The following is a 25,415-nucleotide window of genomic DNA, read 5'->3' on the forward strand; positions in this document are numbered from 1 at the left end:
TAGCCCCGGCTGTCTGCCTCAGGGCGTTTCGTCCAGCCCCAGGCCGCCTTCGAGCTTGCGCCAGAGCAGGCGGATCTGCGCCTTGCGCACCAGGGCACAGCGGTACAGGCGGATTTCCTGCGGGACGATCCAGTGCGGACCGCCGCACAGCGCCAGCTCACCACGCGCCAGCTCCGACTCCATGCTCAGGCGCGGCACCCAGGCCACACCCATGCCTTGCAGCGCCATGCTCTTAAGGCTGTCGGCCATCGCCGTTTCATAGACAGTGGTGTAGCGCAGGTTGCGCTGGCGCAGCAGCAGGTTCACGCCGCGACCGAGGAAAGCACCGGCACTGTAGGCCAGCAGCGGCACGCTCTGCCCGCTGTCGAGATCGAAGAGCGGCACGCCGGCGGAGTTCACCGCGCACACCGGCAGCATTTCGGTGCGCCCCAGGTGCAGCGAGGGGAAGACTTCCGGGTCCATCTGCAGCGCAGCGTCCGGGTCATAGAAGGCCATCATCAGGTCGCAGCCGCCTTCGCGCAGCAGGTGTACCGCCTCGCCGACGTTGGTCGCCACCAGGCGGCTGGCGATATTCAGGCCTTCCGAGCGCAGCCGGGAAATCCACGCGGGGAAGAAGCCCAGCGCCAGCGAGTGCGCGGCGGCGAACTGCAGCACCTCGCCCTGCCCGCCTTCCAGGTGGTGCAGGTGGCGCACCACCTGGCCGAGTTGCTCGACCACCGCGCGGGCGGTGACGAGGAACAGCTGGCCGGCCTCAGTCAGCTCGATGGGCGTGCGCTGGCGGTTCACCAGGGTCAGGCCGAGGGCGTCCTCCAGGCTGCGGATGCGCCGGCTGAAGGCCGGCTGGGTGACGAAGCGCTTTTCGGCGGCCTGGGAAAAACTGCGGGTGGTGGCCAGGGTGCTGAAGTCTTCCAGCCATTTGGTCTCGAGGTTCACGTCAACTCCAACGCATTCACACGTTGATCGATTGGTCAGGAGCCGGGCGCGCGTAGCACAGTCACACGCTCGCCGTCATCAATTCGTCACAGGGTACATTATGCCGTTCGTGCATGAGGCAGCCTTTAACAGCATTGGCCGACGAAAGGCGAAATCCCTAGTCTACCGGGCATCGCGGCACTGGCCGTGTTTCCCTGAGACAATCCCCGTCATGTCCCCTGTTGCATCGTTCCGCATCGAGAAAGACCTCCTCGGCACCCTCGAAGTACCTTCTGACGCCTACTTCGGCATCCAGACCCTGCGCGCTGTGAACAACTTCCGCCTCTCGGGCGTGCCGCTGTCGCACTACCCGAAGCTGGTCGTCGGCCTGGCGATGGTCAAACAGGCGGCAGCCGATGCCAACCACCAGCTTGGCCACCTGTCGAACGAGAAGCACGCTGCCATCAGCGAAGCCTGTGCCCGCCTGATCCGCGGTGACTTCCACGACCAGTTCGTGGTGGACATGATCCAGGGTGGCGCCGGTACTTCCACCAACATGAACGCGAACGAAGTGATCGCGAACATCGCGCTGGAAGCCATGGGCCACACCAAGGGTGAGTACAAGTACCTGCACCCGAACAACGACGTGAACATGGCGCAGTCGACCAACGACGCGTACCCGACCGCCATCCGCCTGGGCCTGCTGCTCGGCCACGACACCCTGCTGGCCAGCCTCGACAGCCTGATCCAGGCCTTCGCCGCCAAGGGCGTCGAGTTTGCCGGCGTACTGAAGATGGGCCGTACCCAGCTGCAGGACGCGGTACCGATGACCCTCGGCCAGGAATTCCACGCCTTCGCCACCACCCTGGGCGAAGACCTCGACCGCCTGCGTCGCCTGGCGCCGGAACTGCTGACCGAAGTGAACCTCGGCGGCACCGCGATCGGCACCGGCATCAACGCCGACCCCGGCTACCAGAAGCTGGCCGTCGAGCGCCTGGCCGAAATCAGCGGCCACCCGGTCGTCCCGGCTGCCGACCTGATCGAAGCCACCTCCGACATGGGCGCCTTCGTGCTGTTCTCCGGCATGCTCAAGCGCACCGCGGTCAAGCTGTCGAAGATCTGTAACGACCTGCGCCTGCTGTCCAGCGGCCCGCGTACCGGCATCAACGAGATCAACCTGCCGCCGCGCCAGCCGGGCAGCTCGATCATGCCGGGCAAGGTCAACCCGGTGATCCCGGAGGCCGTGAACATGTGCGCCTTCGAAATCATGGGCAACGACCTGGCACTGACCATCGCGGCCGAAGGCGGCCAGCTGCAGCTGAACGTGATGGAGCCGCTGATCGCCTACAAGATCTTCGACTCGATCCGCCTGCTCCAGCGCGCCATGGACATGCTGCGCGAGCATTGCATCACCGGCATCACCGCCAACGTCGAGCGCTGCCACCAGTTGGTGGAACACAGCATCGGCCTGGTCACCGCGCTGAACCCGTACATCGGCTACGAGAACTCCACCCGCATCGCCAAGACTGCGCTGGAAACCGGCCGCGGCGTACTGGAGCTGGTTCGCGAGGAGAAGCTGCTGGACGAAGCCACCCTGGCCGACATCCTGCTGCCGGAAAACATGATCGCCCCGCGCCTGATTCCGCTGCGCGCCTGATCATCCGCCCGGCGCGAGCCGGGCACGTCTCACCGGTTGAGGGGGAGTATTCCTCCCTCACCTTTCAGGGATTGGTTACCCCCAGTCCCTTCTTTTATACCCGGCGCCGCGGGTTTACCCGAGGTGCCACGTCTCACCGGTTGAGGGGCCTCTTGGCCCACTCTCCTTTAGAAGGGACACCGCTTACCCCGGTGTCCCTATTTTTTTGCCTGAAATCCGGGCGCGGCGGAAAACATGGCGGACGGAAGTCCGCGCCAACGCAGGTTCAAGTTTCGCAGGAACGGACTCTGTCCGCGATTGGCATGAGTCGCACGGGACCGTAGGGCGCATATCTGCTTGCGGTGATCCGCCAGTTCCATACCAGGCACAGCGGCGGATAACGCTGCGCGTTATTCGCCCTACAAAGCTCTTTCCTGGAATTCCGGTCGTCGCGGGGTGGCTTCTGTAGGAGCGAAGGGAAGCCGCCGTCATTGCTCGCGAACACGATCTTCCCCCGGCAATACCGGCGCAGGAGGGGTTCGCGAGCAAGCTCGCTCCTACAAAAAGCAGGGGGTGCGGAGCATCAATCCTGCCGTTGCAGGTGATCGAGAATCCGCCGATTGAGGGCGGCGATACGCTCCACGGCGTCCGCCTCGTCGCACTCGGTATCCGACGCGCCGAGCTGGCGGGCGCAGAGGTTGAGCGCGGAGAGCACCATCAGCTCATTGCTGGTGACGTAGGGGAATTTCTTCTTGCTGGCGGTGATCTCCGCCTGCAACAGCGCGGCCGCGTCCTGCAGCCGGCGCTCTTCACCGGCCGGCGCCCGGACGCTGTATTCGCGTCCGAGGATGCGCAGGACGCGGACGCCGTCGCCACTCATGCGCTGGCGCGGCTGTCGCTGACGCGGCGGATCAGCGCCTGCAGGCGAGTCGCAGTGGCGTTGTGCTTCTCTTCCTGCTCCATGAGCGACAGTTGCAGCGTGTCGTTTTCCTCACGGGCCTTGAGCAGCTCTTCGCGCACCTGGGCGTTGTCCTGCACCAGTACTTCATTCTGCTGCAGCAGTTCGGCGACCAGCTGTTCAAGTTGTTCGAGGGTGGAATCAAGCATGGGAGCCTCCGCAAAGCCTTTCAAAGGGTGCGGAGGATAAAGAAAGGGGCGCGGCGGGGCCAGCAAAAACGCGGTTCATCTGACAAGCCGTATGCTGTCAATTCAATGGCTTACGAGATAATTCTCGTGCTATTTCAATGATTTCCTACCGCCAACGAAATTTGGACCGGGAATCAACCCACAAGGTTCGCCTCCGGCGCCGGCTTCCGCTCCGATGGGGAAGGCATCCTGTAGGAGCGAACTTGCTCGCGAACCAGGCCTCGCTGCGGGGATTGTTCGCGAGCAATATCGATGGCCCCTCGCTCCTACGAAGAGCCGGAACGTCAGACGCGAATCACGCCTTCCTCACGCAGCAACTTGAAGATCGCCTCGGCGCCCGCCTCGGGCGAAACCTCCTTGAGCACCTGCCCGGTACCGCCAGAGGCCTTGGCGGTCGCGGCCTTCATGCGTTCGGCACCGGTCTTCGCCTTGATCACCTTCAGCCGCTTGGGACGCGGGCGCGCGGGTTGCAGGTTGCCGTCGGCGAGTAGCGGGTCTTCCACCACTTCCACCTCATGGGCTTCCAGGTAGCCACGGCGAGCCGGGCCAAAGGCGCTTTGGCGAGCGACCGGCGCGGCGTTGTCGACACTGGCGACGAAGGGCAGGCGCACCTTCAGCCGGCGACGCTGGCCGCGAGGCAATGCCTGCAATACCTGTGCGCTACCGCCTTCGACCTTCTCCACTTCCGCCAGGCCGACCACCAGCGGCCAGCCGAGGCGCTCGGCCAGCAGGAAGGGCAACATGCCAGAGCCCTCGCCGGTTTCCGCCTGGGTGCCGGTGAGTACCAGTTGCGCTTCGCTGTCGCCCAGGTAGGCGGCCAATGCTGGAAGTGCGTCGGCACCGGCAGGCTGTTCGAGCACGGCCAGTTCATCCAGGCCCATGCCGAGGTAACCGCGCAGCGCTTCTTCCCCGGCATCACCGGCATGCACGACGCGCAGGCGCTTGCCGGCGAGGTTCATGCCCAGTTCCACTGCACGGGCATCCTGGTCGGCGCGCCGCGGGCGACCGGACGCCGGGTGGGCGCCGATGGAAACCAGGGCGACGATGTTCAGGTCGTTCATAAGCCACCTCGGGCTTTCAAGCTGGCGTAGGGCCAATAACGCGCAGCGTTATCCGCCGATGATGCGTTGGCGGCGGATAAAGCCTTCGGCTGTATGCGCCCTACGAGGGAACCCATTTCATGCCGCATCGCGCGCCGCTCCATTGCGATGGGCTTCGGCCAGTTCGATCAGCGCCTTGAGGATCGCGGCGGAATCACCGATCACCGAGAGGTCGGCGCGTTTGATCATGTCGCAGCCCGGGTCCATGTTGATCGCCACCACCTTGTCGCAGGAACCGATGCCCTGCAGGTGCTGGATCGCACCGGAAATACCGACGGCGAGATAGACCCGCGCAGTAACCCAGGTACCGGTGGCGCCGACTTGCCGGGCACGCGGCATGTGGCCGTCGTCAACTGCCACACGGGACGCGCCTTCGGTGGCGCCGAGGGCGACGGCGGCGCGGTGGAACAGATCCCAGTCCTTCACGCCGTTGCCGCCGGAGAGGATGAACTCCGCCTCGGCCATGGGAATCTGCGCCGGGTCCACCGCCACCGGGCCGAGGTCCTCGATGCGCGGCAGGTTGCGCGCGACGCTGCTTTCCAGCTCCACGGCGCGGGCCTCGTGCCGGGTTTCGCTGACCGGCTCGGCGCACTCGGCAGCGGCCAGGATCAGGCGCGGCAGGTCGCGGTGCAGATCCTGCTGGCCGGCTCCGGCGCGACCGATGCAGCGCTCGCCTTCGGCCTGCCAGACGCGGGTGGCCGGGCGTTCGCCCAGGCTGGCAGCGAGACGGCGGCCCAGTTCGCCGCCACCGGTGCGGCTGTCGGGCAGCAACCAGTGACGCGGTGCGAACTGGCTGTTGGCCGAGCGCAGCGCCAGCACACGTTGTTCCGGAGCGTAACCGTCGTATTCGTTGCCCTCGATCTGCAGCAGGCGGTCGACGCCGGCGGTGTCGAAGGCGGTTTCCTTGTGCTCGCCGAACACCACGGCCAGCACCGCACCGTCGCTGCCGGCCAGCTTGCGGGCCAGGCCGAGCAGGTCGCGGTCGTGGCTGGAGAGGCGGCCGCCCACCATGTCCGGTACCACGGCAATCAGGAAGGCCGGCTGCTCGATGATCACCAGCGGCAGTTGCACCACCTCCGGCGCGCTACTGCGCTTGCCGCCTGCCGTGCCTTGCTGACCACCGGAACGGTCAATGCGCTTGACGCCATTGGCCCCGATGAAGCCGACGGCGTGGGGATTCTTGCGCACCACGCCGTTCGGCCCCATCCAGCGGCTCTCGCCACCCTGAGCCGATTGCATGGCCGCGTGCAGCGGGTGCAGGCGGTTGCGGGCGATCCACTCGGCGCGTGGGTCGCGGCGGATGATGTCGCTCATGTTCAATGCTCCGGGCTGGGGTAGGGTGAATAACGCGCAGCGTTATCCGCCGAAGTGGCCGAGGCGGCGGATAAAGCCTTCGGCTTTATGCGCCCTACGGGGCTACGGAGGACGTTCACAGGTGCACCTCCACCGCTTCTTCACGGCGCGCCAGCGAGGGCTTTTTTGCCGGCACCTCGGTGGCCTCGATGAGGACCTCGGCGACCAGTTCGGCGATGTCCTTGATCTCCGGGCGCGGCGCGACCACGCCTTCGAGCATGGCGGTGCATTGCGGACAGCCCACGGCCACCAGCTCGGCGCCGGTTTCCTTGATGTCGACCATGCGCATGTCGGGAATCCGCTGCTTGCCAGGGATGTCGGTGATCGGCGCGCCGCCACCGCCGCCGCAGCAGCGCGAACGGAAGCCGGAGCGGGCCATTTCCTTGACCTCGATACCGATGGCCTTGAGCACGGCGCGCGGCGCTTCGTACTCGCCGTTGTAGCGGCCGAGGTAGCACGGGTCGTGGTAGGTCACGCTGCCGGCCTTGCTCTGGCCGAGGTTCAGCGCGCCCTTCTGCACCAGTTCATCGATGAAGGTCGTGTGGTGCAGCACCTGGTAGTTGCCGCCCAGCGCGCCGTACTCGTTCTTCAGCACGTGGAAGCTGTGCGGGTCGCAGCTGACGATGCGCTTGAAACGGTACTTGGCCAGGGTGGCGATGTTGCGTTGGGCCAGGGTCTGGAAGGTGGCTTCGTCACCCAGGCGGCGTGCCACATCGCCGCTGTCGCGCTCCTCCAGGCCGAGCACGGCGAAGTCGACGTTGGCGGCCTTGAGGACCTTCACGAAGGCACGCAGGGTGCGCTGGTTGCGCATATCGAAGGCGCCGTCGCCGACCCAGAACAGCACGTCGGCCTGCTGCTTGTCCGCCAGCAGCGGCAGGTTCAGGTCGGCCGCCCAGTTCAGCCGGCCGCCGGGGGCGAAGCCGCCGGGGTTGTCGGTGGCGATGAGGTTTTCCAGCACCTCGGCGCCCTTGTTCGGGGTCGCGCCCTTTTCCAGGGTGAGGTGGCGGCGCATGTCGACGATGGCGTCGACGTGCTCGATCATCATCGGGCATTCCTCGACGCAGGCGCGGCAGGTGGTGCAGGACCAGAGCGTCTCGGCATCCACCAGCGCCTTGCCGTCCAGCGCGACGATCGGCTGGTGCGGGCCGCCGCTGTGTTCGCCCAGGGGTTTACCGCTGCCGTCAAGGGATGGGTAAGGCGAACCGGCGAAGTTGGCGTCGCTGCCACCAGCAAGGCCGATGACCATGTCCTGGATGAGCTTCTTCGGGTTCAGCGGCTGGCCGGCGGCAAAGGCCGGGCACATGGCTTCGCACTTGCCGCACTGCACGCAGGCGTCGAAGCCGAGCAGCTGGTTCCAGGTGAAATCGGTGGGCTTCTCGACGCCCAGCGGCGCCATCGGGTCCTGCAGGTCCAGCGGCTTCAGCCCGGTGGAGCGGCCGCCGCGCCCATCTTTACTGGAGAACCGTTCGGCGCGGCGGTGCCAGGCCAGGTGCAAAGCGCCGGCGAAGGCGTGCTTCATCGGGCCGCCCCAGGTCATGCCGAAGAACAGCTCGGACACACCCCAGGCCACCCCGATGGCGAGGATGGCTGCGAGGAACCAGCCGCCGAAACCCTCCGGCAGGATGCCGGCCACCGGCAGGGTGGCGATGAAGAAGCTCGCCGAGAACATCAGCAGGCTTTTCGGCAGGCGCATCCACGGGCCTTTCGACAGGCGCGACGGCGGGTCAAGGCGGCGCTTGGCGACGAACAGCGCACCACAGAACATCAGCGCGGTGGCCGCCAGCAGGGCGAAGCCAAGAATGCGGCTGTGCAGGCCGAAACCGTGCACGAGGATGGCCAGCAGCGCGGCCAGCACGAAGCCGCCAGCGGTGGCGACGTGGGTCTTCGACATGTACTTGTCGCGCTCGACCACGTGGTGCAGGTCGACCAGGTAGCGACGCGGCATCTTCAGCAGGCCGCCGATCCAGTCGACCTGCGCGGGCCGGCCACGGCGCCACATCGCGAAGCGCTTCACGGCGCCCAGCACGGCGAGGCCGAGGGCGGCGAAGAGCAGGATGGGGAGGATGATGTTGAGCATTTCTGGTCTCCCTACGGGACCTCAGGGGGCGCTGGACAAGCGCCCTCTCCCGCTTGCGGGAGAGGGCGGGGGGAGAGGGTGTTTCCGGTCGGCTCGGTCACTTGGCCCACCACCCTCTCGCCAACCCTCTCCCTGAAGGGAGAGGGGGTTGTCCGTGCTTGCCGGACATCACATGGCGTGTCTTAGAAATCCTTGCACAGTCGCAGCGCGTCGTAGATCGCCGCATGGGTGTTGCGCTGAGCCACGCAGTCGCCGATGCGGAACAACAGGTAACCGTCACCCCCGCTGTTGTCATCAAGAGCACTGAGACACGGCTGCGGCTTGATCGCGAACAGCGCCTCGACGTCGATCTGGCCCTTGTTGCGCGAGCCCTGCTTGAGCGCGTAGTACAGGCTCTCGTCCGGGCGCACGCCGTTCTCGACGACGATCTGGTCGACCACCCGCTCTTCCTTCGCGCCGGTGTATTCGTTCTCCAGCACCGCTACCAGCTTGTCGCCCTCGCGGTAGACCTTTTCCAGCATCAGGTCGCCGGTCATGATCACTTCCTTGGGGTACATGCTGCGGTAGTAGGTCGGGAAGGTGGTGCCGCCGATGGCCACGCCCGGCTTGATGTCATCGGTGACGATCTCGACCTGGGCGCCCTTGTCGGCGAGGAAATCCGCCACCGACATGCCGCTGAATTCGCAGATGGTGTCGTAGACCAGCACGTTCTTGCCCGGCGCGACCTTGCCGTCGAGTACGTCCCAGCTGCTGACCACCAGCCCGTCGGCGGCGCCCCAGTGTTCGTTCTGCTCGAGGAACGGATGGCCGCCGTTGGCCAGCACCACCACGTCGGGGCGCAGGTCGAGGATGGTGTCGGCATCCGCGCCGGTGCCCAGGCGCAGGTCGACGTTCAGCCGCGCCAGCTCCAGCTGGTACCAGCGAGTGATGCCGGCGATCTGGTCGCGCTGCGGGGCTTTCGAGGCGGTGGTGATCTGCCCGCCGAGCTGGTCCTTCTTCTCGAACAGGGTGACGTCGTGGCCGCGCTCGGCGGCAACGCGCGCCGCCTCCATCCCTGCCGGGCCGCCACCGACGACCACGACCTTGCGCTTCACGCCGGTGGTCTTCTCGATGATGTGCGGCACGCCCATGTACTCACGGGACGTGGCGGCGTTCTGGATGCACAGCACGTCCAGGCCCTGGTACTGGCGGTCGATGCAGTAGTTGGCGCCGACGCACTGCTTGATCTGGTCGATCTGGCCCATCTTGATCTTGGCGATCAGGTGCGGGTCGGCGATGTGCGCGCGGGTCATGCCGACCATATCCACGTAGCCGCCTTCGAGGATGCGCGTGGCCTGGTTCGGGTCCTTGATGTTCTGCGCGTGCAACACCGGCACGTTGACTACTTCCTTGATCCCGGCCGCCAGGTGCAGGAACGGCTCCGGCGGGAAGGTCATGTTCGGGATGACGTTGGCCAGGGTGTTGTGGGTGTCACAGCCCGAGCCGACCACGCCGATGAAGTCGAGCATGCCGGTGTCGCTGTAGTACTTGGCGATCTGCTTCATGTCCTCGTGGGACAGGCCGTCCGGGTGGAACTCGTCGCCGCAGATGCGCATGCCGACGCAGAAATCGTCGCCGACTTCGGCACGCACGGCCTTGAGCACTTCCAGGCCGAATTTCATGCGGCCCTCGAAGGTGCCGCCCCATTCGTCGGTGCGCTTGTTGACGCGCGGGCTCCAGAACTGGTCGATCATGTGCTGGTGCACGGCGGACAGCTCGACGCCGTCCAGGCCGCCGGCCTTGGCACGGCGAGCCGCTTGCGCGTAGTTGCCGATCACCCGCCAGATTTCTTCCGGCTCGATGGTCTTGCAGGTGGCGCGGTGCACCGGCTCGCGCACGCCGGAGGGCGACATCAGGGTCGGCCAGTTGAAGCCGTCCCAGCGCGAGCGGCGGCCCATGTGGGTAATCTGGATCATGATCTTGGCCCCATGCTTGTGCATGGCGTCGGCCAGGTTCTGGAAGTGCGGGATGATGCGGTCGGTGGAAAGGTTCACCGAGCTCCACCATTCCTGCGGGCTGTCGATGGCGACCACGGAGGAACCGCCGCAGATGGCCAGGCCGATACCGCCCTTGGCCTTCTCCTCGTAGTACTTCACGTAGCGCTCGGTGGTCATGCCGCCGTCGGTGGCATACACCTCGGCGTGAGCGGTGGAGAGTACGCGGTTGCGGATGGTCAGCTTGCCGATCTGGATCGGCTGGAACATTGCCTCGAAAGCCATTGCGGCATCCTCACGGGATCAGAGGTTTCTTGTTGTCTGGCGGCCTTGCGGCTGCTTGTTCGCGAGCAAGCTCGCTCCTACAGGGAGCGAAAGATCAGAGGGGTTTGACGACGAACAGGCCGTCGTCGTGACCTTCCTCGGCGCCGCTGTAGACCTGCTCGGCGACGGTGCGGATATCGCTGCCGCGCGCCTGGAGAATCTGGTCCATGGCGCCGGCGAACCAGCCGGTGAACATGTAGTCGACCTTGCGGTTGACCTTGCCGTAGACGTAGACGAAGGCCGAATGCTTCAGGCGAACCTGGGCGGTGCCCTTGTCGAGGTCGATCTGCTCGATCTGGAACAAGCCCCAGCCGCGCTGGGACAGGCGCTTCATGTAGTGCTCGAAGACTTCCACGCCGACCAGGCCGTGGCACTCCGCTTCCTTCTCGCACCAGTGCCAGGCGGACTTGTAGCCGGCCTTGTAGAGGATTTCGGCATAGCGCTCGGCGCCCAGCTCTTCCTCGATGCCCATGTGGTTGTTGACGAAGAAGTGCCGCGGTACGTAGAGCATCGGCAGGGCGTCGGTGGTCCAGACACCGGTTTCGCTGTCGACTTCGATGGGCAGTTCGGGGGCGTGTTTGGCCATGGTGGCAAGACTCCAGAATTCGTGTGTGCGGTTGCCCTCTCCCCAGCCCTCTCCCTTAAGGGAGAGGGAGCTATCCGTGCATGCGGAGAATCAGGTGCATGCCGGCGGCTCTGCTCCCCTCTCCCGCTTGCGGGAGAGGGGCTGAGGGAGAGGGCGCTGTTGAGGTTGAATCACTCGCCCCAGACGTCTTTGAGGACGCGCACCCAGTTCTCACCCATGACCTTGCGCACCACGCGCTCGGGCATACCGCGCTTGAGCAGGGTTTCGGTGAGGTTGGGGAATTCGCCCACGGTGCGGATGCCCAGCGGGTTGACGATCTTCCCGAAGTTGGTGAGGCGGCGGGCGTAACCCTTGTCGTGGGTCAGCCACTCGAAGAAGTCCTGGCCGTGGCCCTGGGTGAAGTCGGTGCCGATGCCGATGGCGTCCTCGCCGACGAGGTTCATCACGTACTCGATGGCTTCGGCATAGTCGTCGATGGTCGAGTCGATGCCCTTGGCGAGGAAGGGCGCGAACATGGTCACGCCGACGAAGCCGCCGTGGTCGGCGATGAACTTCAGCTCGGCGTCGGACTTGTTGCGCGGATGTTCCTTGAGGCCCGACGGCAGGCAGTGGGAATAGGTAACTGGCTTCTTCGACTCGAGGATGACTTCCTCGGAGGTCTTCGAGCCGACGTGGGACAGGTCGCACATGATGCCGACGCGGTTCATCTCCGCAACGATCTCGCGGCCAAAGCCGGAGAGGCCGCCGTCACGCTCGTAGCAACCGGTGCCGACCAGGTTCTGGGTGTTGTAGCACATCTGCACGATGCCCACGCCCAGTTGCTTGAACACCTCGACGTAGCCGATCTGGTCCTCGAATGCATGGGCGTTCTGGAAGCCGAAGAGGATGCCGGTCTTGCCCTGCTCCTTGGCCTTGCGGATGTCGGCGGTGGTGCGCACCGGGATGACCAGGTCGCTGTTCTCGCGGATCAGCTTCTGGCTGGCGACGATGTTGTTCACCGTGGCCTGGAAGCCTTCCCACACGGAGACGGTGCAGTTCGCGGCGGTCAGGCCGCCCTTGCGCATGTCCTCGAACAGCTCGCGGCTCCACTTGGCGATGATCAGGCCATCGATGACGATGCTGTCGGCGTGGACTTCGGCTGGGCTCATCTTGGCGTACCCCTTCTCAGGCTTGGTGCGCCGGGGCTTGTGCCGACGCTTTGCAGGCAGGATATCCCTGCCCCCCGAGGCGACCCGGTTCGAAAACGACCAGGGTCGACCCGAAAGCGTCAACCTCACGACATGGGCGACAGCGTTTGCGTCGCGCAGGGGAATGTGTGGTGCGGAACCCCATGTACTGCAGGGTTCGCAGTACCTGTAGGAGCGAGCTTGCTCGTGAATGCTCTTCGTTGCGGGACGCGGCGTGAGAGCTGAAAGCGCCCTCTCCCCAGCCCTCTCCCTGAAGGGAGAGGGAGCGGTCCTGATTTCGCGGAAAGACCAGCGTCAACCAGCGAGCACTTGATCTGCCCGCTGCACGAACAGTCCCCTCTCCCTTCAGGGGGAGGGTTAGGGAGGGGGTATTTCGTCGGCGGCACGGGCCCGCCGGGGGGACATTCGCGAGCAAGCTCGCTCCTACAACTAACGCTGCGCCAGGGCGATTTCAGCGCTTGCGCCAACAGGCGAAGAGGTTCCACGCCACCAGGCCGGTGACGAAGGCGGAGCTGCTGTAGAAGAGCATGGCGTCCAAGTGGATTCCTCTTCAACGACAGCGCCCCCGCAAAGGGGGCGCTGGGTGGCGGGGGCTGGCTTACTTCTCGGCGACCAGGCGCGCGTGGGCGGATTCCTCGCCCAGGTTGTTCAACATCCGCTCGCTGTACCAGTCGAGGAAGTTGATCACGCCGAACTCGTAGGTCTTGGAGTAAGGCCCCGGCTGGTAGGCGGTGGAGTTGATACCACGCTGGTTCTCTTCGGCCAGGCGGCGGTCCTGATCGTTGGTGGCGTCCCAGACTTCGCGCAGGCGCGCCACGTCGTAATCGACACCTTCCACCGCATCCTTGTGCACCAGCCACTTGGTGGTGACCACGGTCTCCTGCGCACTGATCGGCCAAACGGTGAAGACGATCAGGTGGTCGCCCATGCAGTGGTTCCACGAATGCGGCAGGTGCAGGATGCGCATCGAGCCCAGGTCCGGGTTCTGGATGCGACCCATGAGCTTCTTGCTGCCCTGCTTGCCATCCATGGTCATGGACACGGTGCCCTGCAGCAGCGGCATGCGCACGATGCGGTTGCGCAGACCGAAGCTGGCGTGGGCGTAGGGAATCTTCTCGGCATCCCAGGCGGTGGTGCAGGCCGCGACCTGGTCCTTGAACGCCTGGCTGGCGCGCGGGTCGGTAACGTCGTCCCACTCCAGCAGGGTGTTCAGCAGCTCCGGGTGCGAGCCGTTGCAGTGGTAGCACTCGCGGTTGTTTTCCAGCACCAGCTTCCAGTTGGCCTTTTCCCGCAGCGTGGTCTGCACAGCCACCTTGGTGTTCTCCATGTCGTACGGCTCCATGTAGTGCTCGAGCGTACGCAGGAAGTCATCGATGGCCGGCGGGTTCTCCGACAGCGAGATGAAGATGTAGCCGCCGGCGGTCTTCACATTCACCGGCTTCAGGCTGTAGTCCTTCATGTCGAAGTCCGCGCCCATCTCGGTGCCGGCGAACAGCAGGCGGCCGTCCAGCTCGTAGGTCCACTGGTGGTAGGGGCAGACCAGCTTGGCGACCTTGCCCTTGTCGCTGACGCACAAACGCGAACCACGGTGGCGGCAGACGTTGTGGAAGGCGTGGATCTTGCCCTCGGCGCCACGCAGCACGATGACCGGGTTGTCGCCGATCTGCAGGGTGAGGAAGTTGCCCTTGGCGGGGATCTCGCAGGTCATCCCGGCGATCAGCCACTCCTTGTGGAAGATCTCCTGCATGTCCAGCTGGAACAGGCGTTCGTCGTTGTAGAAGGGTTGCGGCAGCGAGAAGCTGTGGTCGCGAGTGCGCAGCATCTCGGCGGTGGCCTTGCGGGCCGGTTCCAGCGGATCGCCCAGACTCAGGGTAGTAGTGACGTCCATTGCTAGGTCCTCATGCCGCAGCCTGTTTGGCTGCCGGCGGAAATAAGTGGCTGATACGGTGTGCCACGCAGGGCATTTGCGGCAGGTGTCAGGCGCGCCGAGTGCGCCGTTTCCCGCCGTCGCGCTCAACCTGGGGGTTGCTCGGCATGGAGCTGAGTGTGGGGCCGCGCCCCGTAGGAACCCTTATCCATGGGCGACACGGCCAGATCATTTCCCGACGCGCAACGGCACGTCCCAGGCGGCAGGTCGCGATAAGCATGCAAATGTCGCTGGCAGGTAAATGCAGCGGCCATCCTCGTGCACACAATCCGCCCCATCAGGCATGCCGACAGGCCCCGTGCTTTCTACGCTCAAACAACGTAGGCAAACGGGCCCCGGCGCTGCCCCATCAGGCCCAGCACGGCCCGCGTGCGCGGAGAGACAGCATGTCGACGAACACCTTCCTCAACCCGGTCAACACCCAGACCTGGGCCAACGGCCGCCACCTGGTGCGCTGCGTGAAAGCCATCCAGGAGACCTGGGATGTGCGCACCTTCTGCTTCATGGCCGACGCGCCGATCATGTTCTTCTTCAAGCCCGGCCAGTTCGTCACCCTGGAACTGGAGATCGACGGCCAGCCGATCATGCGTTCCTACACCATCTCCAGCTCGCCCTCAGTGCCGTACAGCTTCTCCATCACCATCAAGCGCGTGCCCGGCGGCAAGGTCTCGAACTGGCTGCACGACAACCTGAAGGAAGGCGACCAGATCCCGGTGCACGGCCCGGTGGGCAACTTCAACGCCATCGATTTTCCCGCGGAGAAGGTGCTGTTCCTCTCCGGCGGTGTCGGCATCACCCCGGTGATGTCCATGTCGCGTTGGTTCTTCGACACCAACGCCAACGTCGACATGGTCTTCGTGCACAGCGCGCGCACGCCCAAGGACATCATCTACCACCGCGAGCTGGAGCACATGAACTCGCGGATCAACAACTTCAAGCTGTACCTGGTCTGCGAGAAGTACGAGATGGGCGAGTCCTGGGCCGGCTACCGGGGCTTCCTGAACAAGGCGATGCTGCAACTGATGGCGCCGGACTACCTCGAACGCGAGGTCTTCTGCTGCGGCCCGACTCCCTACATGCACGCGATCAAGCGCCTGCTCGAAGCCGAAGGCTACGACATGTCGCACTACCACGAGGAAGCCTTCGGCCCGACCCCACCGGAAGTGCGCGCCGACGTGAAGGAACTGGCCGCCGAGGCGGCCGAAGCGCCAGCCGTGCCGCTGGCCGAGCAGAACCTCGTGGAATTCTGCGAAACCGGCAAAAGCATCCGCGTGGCGCCGGGCGAGACCGTCCACGCCGCCGCTGCCCAGCTCGGCCTGCACATTCCCAAGGCCTGCGGCATGGGCATCTGCGGCACCTGCAAAGTAATGAAGCGCGCCGGCGAGGTGGAGATGGAGCACAACGGCGGGATCACCGACGAAGACGTCGCCGAAGGCTACATCCTGTCCTGCTGCAGCGTGCCCAAGGGCGATGTGGTGATCGAGTACTGATCACAGGCTGCCCCCATCCGTCCCACACGTTACCCACCGAGTTATCCACAGGACAGAGGTGTCCCGGCGCAAGGCTGGAGATACCTCCGGCCGACCCGAATGGCCGCCTCGATCCCGCCTGCAACCCGCATGCCACGTGGCTTTCAGCAGACTGGCGAGGGCTTCGTGGCGACGCGTGAAAGCGCACAGGCACGGGCCTTTGCGGCGCCCGCCTGCGACAACTATCCACATTCGTTCATGTCTTCTTCCGGGGTTGCCTTGTAGCCACTGGACAGGCGCTGCTGCACGTCCTGTGGGACAGCGCTGTAATGGCTGGAGGAAAGGCTGTAGAGCCCCTGCCCGGCGGTAATGGATTTCAAGCGATTGGCGTAGCCGTCCATCTCCGCCAGCGGGACCTGGCCACGCACCAGCGCGACGCTTGCCGACAGCGACTCGGTACCCAGCACCTGGCCCCGGCGGCCGGTGAGATCGGCGGTGATATCGCCCAGATGCGACTCGGGCGTCGTCACCTCGATCTGCATCACCGGCTCCAGCACGATGCCCCCGGCATTGCGTAGCGCATCGAGCATGGCCTTGCGCCCGGCGGCCTGAAAGGCGATGTCCTTGGAATCCACCGAATGGCTCTTGCCGTCGAACACCGTGACCTTGACGTCTTCCACCGGGAAGCCGGCCAGCGGCCCGGCTGCCAGCGCCGAGCGCACGCCCTTTTCCACCGAGGGGATGAAATTGCCGGGGATCACCCCGCCCTTGATCGCATCGACGAAGGCGAAGCCCTCGCCGCGCGGCAGCGGCTCGATGCGCAGGAACACCTCGCCGAACTGCCCCGCTCCGCCCGTCTGCTTCTTGTGCCGGCTGTGGCCCTCTGCCGCTCGCGTCGCGGTCTCGCGGTAAGGGACGGCCGGCGCGCGGGTCTGCACCTCCAGCTTGTATTGCCCGGCCATGCGTTCCAGCAGGTAGCGCAGGTGCATCTCGCCCATGCCGCGCAGCACGGTCTGCTGGGTCGAGGCGTTGTAATCCAGGCGCACACAGGGGTCTTCGGCCTGCAGGCGCTGGAGGATTTCCGCCAGACGCTGCTCGTCGCCGCGGCGGCTCGCCTCGATGGCCAGGCCCTGCATCGGCTCGGGAAAGTCCAGGGGCTTGAGGTGGATATGGTCCTCATCGTGGGAATCGTGCAGCACCACCCCGTACTCCAGTTCGTCGACCTTGGTCAGCGCGCCGAAGTCCCCCGGGATCAGCCACGGCGCCTCCTCATGCTTCTTCCCCTGCAGGCGCAACAGGTGTCCGACCTTGAACGGTTTGCGCCCGTCGCCGGCGAACAACTGCATTTCCCGGCGCACCGTGCCCTGGTGCACGCGGAATACGGCCAGGCGGCCGACGAAGGGATCGATCACCACCTTGAACACGTGGGCCAGCACATGGGCCTTGGGGTCCGGCTGGCAGGTCACCGGGTGTTCCTTGCCCTTGTCGTCGGTGCGCAGGAACAGCGGCGGGTTGCCTTCGCCGGGGTTGGGCGCGAGGCGCGCGAGCATGTCGGCCAGCTCCGGCACACCGGCACCGGTGCGGGCGGAAACGAAGCACAGGGGAATCAGGTGCCCTTCTCGCAGCGCGCGCTCGAAGGGTTCGTGCAGCGCCTCGGGCGCCACCTCACCCTCCTCCAGGTAATGCGCCATCAGCGCCTCATCCACCTCCACCACCTGGTCCACCAGCGCCTGGTGCGCCTCGGTCACGGAGGAGAAGTCAGCCTCGCCGTCGGGATTGAAGAAGCAATCCACAACCCGCGTGCCGCCCTCGGCGGGCAGGTTGAGGGGCAGTACTTCCTTGCCGAACGACTCGCGCAAACCCGCCAACAGGGCCGGCAGGTCAACGCGTTCGGCGTCGATCTTGTTCACCACCAGCATCCGGCACAGGCCGCGTTCGCCGGCCCAGTCCATCATCCGCCGCGTGGACAGCTCGATGCCGTTCTGCGCATTCACCACCACCAGCGCAGTTTCCACCGCAGCGAGCGCCGGCAGCGCGTGGCCGATGAAGTCGGGATAACCGGGGGTGTCGACCAGGCGGATGTGTGCGCCCGCGTGCTCGAAGTGCGCCAGTGCGGCGGCCAGGGAGTGGTGGTATTCGCGCTCCATGGGGTCGGAGTCGCAGAGGGTGTCGCCGCGCTCCAGCGAACCCTTGCTGGGGATTGCGCCGGCGTGCTGCAGCAGCGCCTCGGCAAGCAGGGTCTTGCCGCTGTCACCGTGGCCGACCAGGGCCACGGTGCGGATCTGTTCCACCGAGTAACTGGACATGCTGAATCTCCCGCCCCCAGGGTTTCTGCCCGCCGTGGCTAAATTATAGGCAGCCTCCCCCAGGGCCCTGGACAAATATTGATCAACCCCGCGGAAGCCATAGGGAGCGGGGCTCGCAGCGATCCATCCACAACCCGCCCACAAGTTCCTGGCAGAACGCTGCACAGCCGATGTGGAAAACTCGTCGGAAAATCCGCTGGAAGCCAGTAACGACGCCACTTTCGCCATTTGATCAAAAAACGTACTGAGACGAGGGCGGCGCGCCGTGCGCGGCCTCCAGCGATCTGGGTACAGCTTGTCCACAGCTTCCTCGAGATTCGCCCCACAGCCATTGTGGAAAGTTTTACGCAGCTCCCGCCGGCCGGGAAAAGTCGCTGTGGATCAATTGCTTGCCCCCTGGCTGGTCAATCCTTGAGCAAAGCGGTGAAACCCACGGCAGGCGTGGCACGGAGGATGTTTTCCACAGGAGGCACACAAGCGGGTCAACACAAACCGGGGATAGCGGAGGAAAGATCGTGCACAGACTCTTTGCCGAAATCGATACACAGGCTCCCAAGTGGTTGAAAAGAAGGAGTTGATCAGAAAACAGCCAGATCCAGGCAAGCCAGGCACCACCAGCTCCGCAGGCACCTCCCAACAGGTTTTCCACAGGTTGGGCAAGCGTGCCTCCACAGCAGCTGTGGAGATCTCCCCAACGCTCACTTCTACCTCTGCAAGCCACGAATAGCGGGCACCTTGCGAAAATGAGCGACGATTTTCCAGTCTTCACGAAAGTGCCACGGGACTGTCATTTTCCACCAGGTTGTCCACAGCTTTATCACAAGGTTTCCCCGGTATCTTCGCCAAATACTGAAACACAGCCGGCGCAGCCTTCCCCGGGGTGCAGGGCTATGCTGGATTTCCCCAGCAGAGGAGCCAATCCCATGATCCTGACCACCACACCCACCATCGAGGGCAAGACCATCCAGGAATACCGCGGCATCGTGGTCGGCGAGGCGATCCTCGGCGCCAACGTGTTCCGCGATCTGTTCGCCGGCCTGCGCGACATCATCGGCGGCCGCTCCGGAGCGTACGAGAAGGAGTTGGGGCGGGCGCGGGAGATCGCCTTCGAGGAGTTGCAGGAGCGCGCGCAGGAGCTGGGCGCCAACGCCGTGGTCGGCATCGACCTGGATTACGAGGTAGTAGGCCAGAACGGCAGCATGCTGATGGTCAGCGTGAGCGGGACGGCGGTGAAGATATAGAAACCCTGCTTGTGCTCCGGGAGGTCCGTGCCTTGCATTCCCCTCTCCCTCAGGGAGAGGGGGCAATCCGTGCCGGCTGAGACCACCGTCTCATCCTGTGCCAATCGCTCGGTGGAAAGTGAGCCCCTTGTAGGAGCGAGCTTGCTCGCGAACCGCAGTCCGCCTGATTCCACGGTGTGAAGCGAGGCTACGGATGTTCGCGAGCAAGCTCGCTCTTACCATCAACCCGCGCCGCTCAAATATTGACCAGACCTGTGCAGGCCAGTCCGCCCGCGGCCTGCAAGCATTCATCCACAGGTTGGGGACAGGTTGCCCGTGCAACCGTCCCCAGCGCCTGGGGACAACTCCGGCGCCCTTCAGCCTGCCGCCATGACCTTGCGAATGTCAGCGGCCAGCTCCTCGACCCGCTCGATCTCGGTGTCCCACGAACACATGAAGCGCGCGCCGCCGGCGCCGATGAAGGTGTAGAAGCGCCAGCCGAGCTGACGCAGGGCTTCCAGCGCCGGCTCGGACATCTGCAGGAACACGCCGTTGGCCTCCACCGGGAACATCAGTTGCACGCCCGGCACGTCGGCGACGCGCTCGGCCAGCAGTTGTGCACAGCGGTTGGCATGGCTGGCGTAGTGCATCCAGGCGTCGTCCTGCAGCACGCCCACCCAAGGCGCGGCGAGGAAGCGCATCTTCGAGGCCAGTTGGCCGGCCTGCTTGCAGCGGTAGTCAAAGCCTTCGGCCAGCTCGCGGTTGAAGAACAGGATGGCCTCACCCACCGCCATGCCGTTCTTGGTACCGCCGAAGCACAACACCTCGACGCCGGCCTTCCAGGTCAGCTCGGCCGGGGTCGCGCCGAGGAAGGCGCAGGCATTGGAGAAGCGCGCGCCGTCCATGTGCAGGTGCAGGCCCAGCTCGCGGCAGGTGGCACTGAGCGCCTGCAGCTCATCCGGGCGGTAGACGGTGCCGACCTCGGTGGCCTGGGTGATGGTGACCACGCGCGGCTTGGGATAGTGGATGTCCTGGCGCTTGAGGGCGATCTCGCGGATCGCTGCCGGGGTCAGCTTGCCCTGGGCGTCGGTGCGCGCCAGCAGCAGCTTGGAGCCGTTGGAGAAGAACTCCGGCGCACCGCACTCATCGGTCTCGACGTGGGCGGTCTCGGCGCAGATCACACTGTGGTAGCTCTGGCACAGTGCCGCCAGGGCCAGGGAGTTGGCGGCGGTGCCGTTGAAGGCGAAGAAGACTTCGCAGTCGGTCTCGAACAGCTCGCGGAAATAGTCGGAGGCGCGGGCGGTCCACTGGTCGTCACCGTAGGCGCGCTCGTGGCCGCGGTTGGCCTCGGCCATGGCCGCCCAGGCCTCGGGGCAGATGCCGGAATAGTTGTCGCTGGCGAACTGTTGGGTGTTGTCGGTCATGGGGCTGCCTCGGGACTGCGCAGAAATGTCAGTCAGCAGCGTAGCGAAAACCCCGCCTCTCGTGCAGCCGGACTCTTACAGCCGTTGGTTCACGTAGGCGCTGACGAACTGCTTGGCATCCTGGGTCGCCGACAACTGCTGGTCGTAGCAGACTTTCCGGGCATCGCTCTCGCCGGGGAGCATCACTTCACCGCAATCGCCACGCAGTACCAGAGCGATAGGTTCCCTGTCCTGGGAATGCAGCTTGAACAGGGATTCGTCGAGCAGGCTGAGGCCATCCATTCGATGGATACGCATGTTCCATGCGTGGGCCACCCCGCCGATGCGCACCAGGAACATATTGGCCTTGCGCGGGCCTATCTGTTCAAGCCAGACCTTGACGCCGCCCGCACCGCTGTAGGCCTTGACCTCGGGTGCGGGTTGCGCAGGCATCTGCGTCGCATGGCCGGCCAGCGAAAACGCTGCTGCCAGCAGCAGGGGCAGGTTTCTCAATCTGCAGTTCATGGTCCTCCACCTCGGCCTCTGGCGATCGTTAATGAGCGATGCCGAGAATCTTCCTAAGAACTAGGTGAGATGGAGGATCAGAAACTGGGATGACTTCCTGTCAGATATCTCTCTATCTGTCAGGGCAGCTTGGTCAGCGCCATCTGCTCGGAAACCGGCATGAACAGCTCGCGCAGGGACTGTGCGGTGCCGCCGTTGGGCTTGTCCGGCGAGGTCATGTTGAGCACGTAGCGGCCCTTGATCAGCCCCGTCAGGCTCGACTCGCCGGCCTTGTCTTCCGGGCCCGGCACGCTGATGGCGAGCGGGTCGCCCATGCGGGTGCTGTCGATCACCGGCAGGTACTGCTCGCCGCCGAACTGCGCGGCGGTGCCGTTCTGCAGCGCGGCCTGGCGCGCCTGGTTGAGCAGCGAGACGTTCTTCGCGGTGGTGTCGCGCAGCTTGGCCTGGGCGGCCAGGTACTGCTTGGCGGCCTCACCCTGCTGGTCGGCGCCCGGCGCCGGCAGGCCGGTGTCGGTCAGGGTCACGACCAGTTGCTGGCTGCCATCGGCCTTGCCGTAGACGATGGTGGCACTGTCATAGCCGCATTCGCGGGACAGGTAGGGATAGCCGTAGACGGCCTTGGTCGGCGGCAATGCGCGCTCCAGTTCATGGCCGGAACAGCTGTCGCCAGCCGGGGTGGCGGCAGCAGCGGTGCTGGCAGCCTCGGGCGCTTCGGCCTTGGCGGGTTTGCTGTCGTCACCACAGCCCTGCAGCGTCGCGGTGAGCAGCAGGGCGGAAAGCAGAGTCAGGGAACGGTTCATGGCGTCCTCGCATTTCGTGAGGGCCGCAGTTTAGTCCCTTGGCCGGGCGGTTCCTATCCGCAGCTTCATTGCGCGGGTTTGCAGAGCCAGCGACCGGCTCCCTCGTCGAAGCCCGCGTCAATGACTGCGAGCCCGTCGCCGCGCGACTCCAGGCAGAAGGTCTTCATGAACGTCGCCCGTGCGCCGTCCCCGCGGCTGTCGTGCCCACCAACGGTGACGCTGTACAGGCCTGCTTCCAGGGGCCGGGCCGGAGTTTTCTCGGTGAAGCCGGGGATCGCCTGGCCGTAGGCGAAGCAGGTGTCGCTGCGCAGCGGCACGCCCTGGGCCGGCTCGATGCTGGAAGACGCCCAGAACGGCTCGTAAGGCTCGCGGGAGACCTCGATGTAATGCACCGCTACCTGCCGCTCATCCACCTTCAGCGTGCGGTTGAAGAACAAGCCGGGCGACTTGAACGCCGCGCCGCCGAAGCACAGCGTCCCGCCCTGCATCCAGACATTGGCGTCGCCGTCGAACAGGCGCGACATGCCCCAGGCCGACCCCGTCGACACCAGCAAGGCAAGGCCCAGCGACCCCCATAGAAAGAAGCGCTTCATCCGCATGACTCCACCAGCCACGCCGCCCTGGCGCAGGCATGTCGCATTCTGACCAGCCGCCGCGAGCAATTCCACGCACCCGGTCGCTTTTACGCCTGTCGCGGCATGTCGCAAACGCACCTACCCGCGACGTGCGCAGGCATCTGGACCGGCTGGGCCAGTCATACCATCGCTGCCATGGGGGCCACTCGGCTCCGTACCGGCCATGGCGCTTCCGGGCGCCGCAGGGAGACCAGCGATGTTCAGCAAGCACGACCAGATCCAGGGCTATGACGACGAACTGCTCGCGGCGATGAATGCCGAGGAGTCCCGCCAGGAGGACCACCTCGAGCTGATCGCCTCGGAGAACTACACCAGCAAGCGCGTCATGCAGGCCCAGGGCAGCGGGCTGACCAACAAGTACGCCGAAGGCTATCCGGGCAAGCGCTACTACGGTGGCTGCGAGCATGTGGATAAGGTCGAGCAGCTGGCCATCGACCGCGCCAAGCAGCTGTTCGGCGCCGACTACGCCAACGTGCAGCCGCACTCCGGCTCCTCGGCCAACTCCGCCGTGTACCTCGCGCTGATCAACGCCGGCGACACCATCCTGGGCATGAGCCTGGCCCATGGCGGCCACCTGACCCACGGCGCCAAGGTGTCGTCCTCCGGCAAGCTGTACAACGCGGTGCAGTACGGCCTGAACACCGACACCGGGCTGATCGACTACGACGAAGTCGAGCGTCTGGCCGTGGAGCACAAGCCGAAGATGATCGTCGCCGGCTTCTCCGCCTACTCCAAGACGCTGGACTTCCCGCGCTTCCGCGCCATCGCCGACAAGGTCGGGGCGCTGCTGTTCGTCGACATGGCCCACGTTGCCGGGCTGGTCGCCGCAGGCCTGTATCCGAACCCGCTGCCCTACGCCGACGTGGTCACCACCACCACCCACAAGACCCTGCGCGGCCCGCGCGGCGGCCTGATCCTGGCCAAATCCAACGAAGAGATCGAGAAAAAGCTCAACTCCGCCGTCTTCCCCGGCGCCCAGGGCGGCCCGCTGATGCACGTGATCGCCGCCAAGGCGGTGTGCTTCAAGGAGGCGCTGGAGCCCAGCTTCAAGGACTACCAGGCCCAGGTGATCAGGAACGCCCAGGCCATGGCCAAGGTATTCATCGAACGTGGCTACGACGTGGTCTCCGGCGGCACCGACAACCACCTGATGTTGATCAGCCTGGTGAAGCAGGGCCTGACCGGCAAGGAAGCCGACGCCGCCCTCGGCCGCGTCGGCATCACCGTGAACAAGAACGCCGTGCCGAACGACCCGCAGAGCCCGTTCGTCACCTCCGGCATCCGCATCGGTACGCCCGCCGTCACCACCCGTGGCCTGAAGGAAGAACAGTGCCGCGAGCTGGCCGGCTGGATCAGCGACGTGCTGGACCACCTGGGCGACGCCGACGTCGAGGCCAAGGTGGCGACCCAGGTCGCCGGGCTGTGCGCGGACTTCCCGGTCTACCGTTGAGATTCCCGGCAGGGCTCTTGTAGGAGCGAGCTTGCTCGCGAACGGCCTCACAGCGGGGCTGGTTCGCGAGCAAGCTCGCTCCTACAGGGGCGGCACGGCGACTAGAGATTTCAGGAGCACCCCATGCAACGCTACTCCGGCTTCGGCCTGTTCAAGCACTCCCTGAGCCACCACGAGAACTGGCAGCGCATGTGGCGCACGCCCACGCCCAAGCCGGTGTATGACGTGGTCATCGTCGGCGGTGGCGGGCACGGCCTGGCGACCGCCTACTACCTGGCCAAGGAGCACGGCATCACCAACGTCGCGGTGGTCGAGAAGGGCTGGCTGGGTGGCGGCAACACCGCGCGCAACACCACCATCGTGCGTTCCAACTACCTGTGGGACGAGTCGGCGCTGCTCTACGAACACGCCATGAAGCTGTGGGAAGGCCTGTCCCAGGACCTGAACTACAACGTCATGTTCTCCCAGCGCGGGGTCTACAACCTCTGCCACACCCTGCAGGACATGCGCGACGGCGAGCGCCGCGTGAGCGCCAACCGACTCAACGGCGTGGACGGCGAGTTGCTAAACGCCCAGCAGGTGGCCGAAGAGATTCCCTACCTGAACTGCACCAAAAGCGCCCGCTACCCGGTCATGGGCTCCACCGTGCAACGCCGTGGCGGCGTGGCCCGTCACGACGCCGTGGCCTGGGGCTTCGCCCGCGCCGCCGACGCCCTGGGCGTGGACCTGATCCAGCAGACCGAAGTGATCGGCTTCCGCAAGCAGGATGGCGCGGTGATCGGCGTCGAGACCAACCGCGGCTTCATCGGCGCCAAGCGCGTCGGCGTGGTCACCGCCGGCAACTCCGGGCACATGGCGATGCTCGCCGGCTTCCGCCTGCCGATCGAATCGCACCCGCTGCAGGCGCTGGTCTCCGAGCCGCTGAAACCCATCATCGACAGCGTGATCATGTCCAATGCCGTGCACGGCTACATCAGCCAGTCGGACAAGGGCGACCTGGTCATCGGCGCCGGCATCGACGGCTACAACGGCTACGGCCAGCGCGGCTCCTACCCGGTTATCGAGCACACCCTGCAGGCCATCGTCGAGATGTTCCCGGTGCTGTCGCGCGTGCGCATGAACCGCCAGTGGGGCGGCATCGTCGACACCACCCCGGATGCCTGCCCGATCATCGGCAAGGCCCCGGTGAAGAACCTGTTCTTCAACTGCGGCTGGGGCACCGGCGGCTTCAAGGCTACCCCCGGCTCGGGCAACGTCTTCGCCGCCACCCTTGCCAAGGGCGAGCCGCACCCGCTGGCCGCGCCCTTCTCCATCGAACGTTTCCACACCGGCGCACTGATCGACGAACACGGCGCTGCGGCCGTAGCTCACTAAGAGGGCACAACC

20 protein-coding genes are annotated in these 25,415 nt (G+C 65.4%); 5 read left to right on the forward strand and 15 right to left on the reverse strand.

Annotation, left to right across the window (positions count from 1 at the left end; translation table 11 throughout):
• Window positions 1-18: 18 nt before the first annotated feature.
• Entirely contained in the window at window positions 19-933 is a 915-nt protein-coding gene (locus RS899_RS25995; protein WP_024766745.1) for a LysR substrate-binding domain-containing protein, read from the reverse strand.
• 211 nt (window positions 934-1,144) lie between these two features.
• Here RS899_RS25995 and RS899_RS26000 point away from each other — a divergent pair, with 211 nt between their 5' ends.
• The gene (locus RS899_RS26000) at window positions 1,145-2,569 is read left to right on the forward strand and encodes an aspartate ammonia-lyase (protein WP_045214106.1); all 1,425 of its coding nucleotides are present in this window, start codon (window positions 1,145-1,147) and stop codon (window positions 2,567-2,569) included.
• Window positions 2,570-3,131: 562 nt separating this feature from the next.
• Here the strand turns inward: RS899_RS26000 and RS899_RS26005 are convergent.
• From RS899_RS26005 to gbcA, 9 genes are all read right to left on the reverse strand, one after another.
• The gene (locus tag RS899_RS26005; RefSeq protein ID WP_054909630.1) at window positions 3,132-3,428 is read right to left on the reverse strand and encodes a cell division protein ZapA; all 297 of its coding nucleotides are present in this window, start codon (window positions 3,426-3,428) and stop codon (window positions 3,132-3,134) included.
• Window positions 3,425-3,655, reverse strand: a complete 231-nt coding sequence (locus RS899_RS26010; RefSeq protein WP_024766748.1) for a hypothetical protein — start codon at window positions 3,653-3,655, stop codon at window positions 3,425-3,427. The genes RS899_RS26005 and RS899_RS26010 overlap by 4 nt, the downstream gene beginning before the upstream one ends.
• Before the next feature lie 323 nt (window positions 3,656-3,978).
• The gene (locus tag RS899_RS26015) at window positions 3,979-4,755 is read right to left on the reverse strand and encodes an electron transfer flavoprotein subunit beta (protein WP_054909631.1); all 777 of its coding nucleotides are present in this window, start codon (window positions 4,753-4,755) and stop codon (window positions 3,979-3,981) included.
• 117 nt (window positions 4,756-4,872) lie between these two features.
• The gene (locus tag RS899_RS26020; protein WP_315808381.1) at window positions 4,873-6,108 is read right to left on the reverse strand and encodes an electron transfer flavoprotein subunit alpha/FixB family protein; all 1,236 of its coding nucleotides are present in this window, start codon (window positions 6,106-6,108) and stop codon (window positions 4,873-4,875) included.
• A gap of 115 nt (window positions 6,109-6,223) precedes the next feature.
• Entirely contained in the window at window positions 6,224-8,224 is a 2,001-nt protein-coding gene (dgcB, locus tag RS899_RS26025) for a dimethylglycine demethylation protein DgcB (RefSeq protein WP_233296777.1), read from the reverse strand.
• 182 nt (window positions 8,225-8,406) lie between these two features.
• Window positions 8,407-10,482: a dimethylglycine demethylation protein DgcA gene (gene dgcA / locus RS899_RS26030; protein WP_315808382.1), complete on the reverse strand. Its 2,076-nt coding sequence runs from the start codon at window positions 10,480-10,482 to the stop codon at window positions 8,407-8,409.
• Between the two features lie 94 nt (window positions 10,483-10,576).
• Window positions 10,577-11,107, reverse strand: coding sequence for a 4-vinyl reductase (locus RS899_RS26035; RefSeq protein ID WP_015479613.1), 531 nt, complete (start codon window positions 11,105-11,107; stop codon window positions 10,577-10,579).
• 170 nt (window positions 11,108-11,277) lie between these two features.
• The gene (locus RS899_RS26040) at window positions 11,278-12,255 is read right to left on the reverse strand and encodes a dipeptidase (RefSeq protein ID WP_169935431.1); all 978 of its coding nucleotides are present in this window, start codon (window positions 12,253-12,255) and stop codon (window positions 11,278-11,280) included.
• 637 nt (window positions 12,256-12,892) lie between these two features.
• Entirely contained in the window at window positions 12,893-14,182 is a 1,290-nt protein-coding gene (gene gbcA / locus RS899_RS26045) for a glycine-betaine demethylase subunit GbcA (protein WP_045214087.1), read from the reverse strand.
• 425 nt (window positions 14,183-14,607) lie between these two features.
• On the opposite strand from gbcA, the gene gbcB reads away from it, so the two are divergent.
• Window positions 14,608-15,711, forward strand: coding sequence for a glycine-betaine demethylase subunit GbcB (gbcB, locus tag RS899_RS26050; protein ID WP_315808383.1), 1,104 nt, complete (start codon window positions 14,608-14,610; stop codon window positions 15,709-15,711).
• A gap of 221 nt (window positions 15,712-15,932) precedes the next feature.
• On the opposite strand, the gene fusA is transcribed toward gbcB, so the two are convergent.
• Complete coding sequence (gene fusA, locus RS899_RS26055; RefSeq protein ID WP_315808384.1) at window positions 15,933-17,996, reverse strand: elongation factor G; 2,064 nt, start codon at window positions 17,994-17,996, stop codon at window positions 15,933-15,935.
• A 923-nt stretch (window positions 17,997-18,919) separates the two neighbouring features.
• On the opposite strand from fusA, the gene RS899_RS26060 reads away from it, so the two are divergent.
• Complete coding sequence (locus tag RS899_RS26060; RefSeq protein ID WP_226045662.1) at window positions 18,920-19,237, forward strand: heavy metal-binding domain-containing protein; 318 nt, start codon at window positions 18,920-18,922, stop codon at window positions 19,235-19,237.
• 356 nt (window positions 19,238-19,593) lie between these two features.
• Here RS899_RS26060 and RS899_RS26065 read toward each other — a convergent pair whose 3' ends face one another.
• The 4 genes from RS899_RS26065 to RS899_RS26080 form a co-directional block, all read right to left on the reverse strand.
• Window positions 19,594-20,640 (reverse strand): low specificity L-threonine aldolase, encoded by a 1,047-nt coding sequence (locus RS899_RS26065; RefSeq protein WP_024767033.1) that lies wholly within the window; start codon window positions 20,638-20,640, stop codon window positions 19,594-19,596.
• Window positions 20,641-20,715: 75 nt separating this feature from the next.
• Window positions 20,716-21,144 (reverse strand): hypothetical protein, encoded by a 429-nt coding sequence (locus RS899_RS26070; RefSeq protein WP_315808385.1) that lies wholly within the window; start codon window positions 21,142-21,144, stop codon window positions 20,716-20,718.
• A gap of 119 nt (window positions 21,145-21,263) precedes the next feature.
• Window positions 21,264-21,944, reverse strand: a complete 681-nt coding sequence (locus RS899_RS26075) for a hypothetical protein (protein WP_315808386.1) — start codon at window positions 21,942-21,944, stop codon at window positions 21,264-21,266.
• Between the two features lie 65 nt (window positions 21,945-22,009).
• On the reverse strand, window positions 22,010-22,537 hold the full coding sequence (locus RS899_RS26080; RefSeq protein WP_315808387.1) for a hypothetical protein: 528 nt from the start codon (window positions 22,535-22,537) through the stop codon (window positions 22,010-22,012).
• A gap of 238 nt (window positions 22,538-22,775) precedes the next feature.
• Here RS899_RS26080 and glyA point away from each other — a divergent pair, with 238 nt between their 5' ends.
• A complete protein-coding gene (gene glyA / locus RS899_RS26085) occupies window positions 22,776-24,029 on the forward strand; it encodes a serine hydroxymethyltransferase (RefSeq protein ID WP_315808388.1) in 1,254 nt (417 codons plus the stop codon).
• A gap of 123 nt (window positions 24,030-24,152) precedes the next feature.
• Window positions 24,153-25,403: a sarcosine oxidase subunit beta gene (locus RS899_RS26090; protein ID WP_024766973.1), complete on the forward strand. Its 1,251-nt coding sequence runs from the start codon at window positions 24,153-24,155 to the stop codon at window positions 25,401-25,403.
• Window positions 25,404-25,415: the final 12 nt, after the last annotated feature.

Source organism: Pseudomonas sp. C9-3 (assembly GCF_032392015.1).
Classification (GTDB): domain Bacteria; phylum Pseudomonadota; class Gammaproteobacteria; order Pseudomonadales; family Pseudomonadaceae; genus Pseudomonas; species Pseudomonas nitroreducens.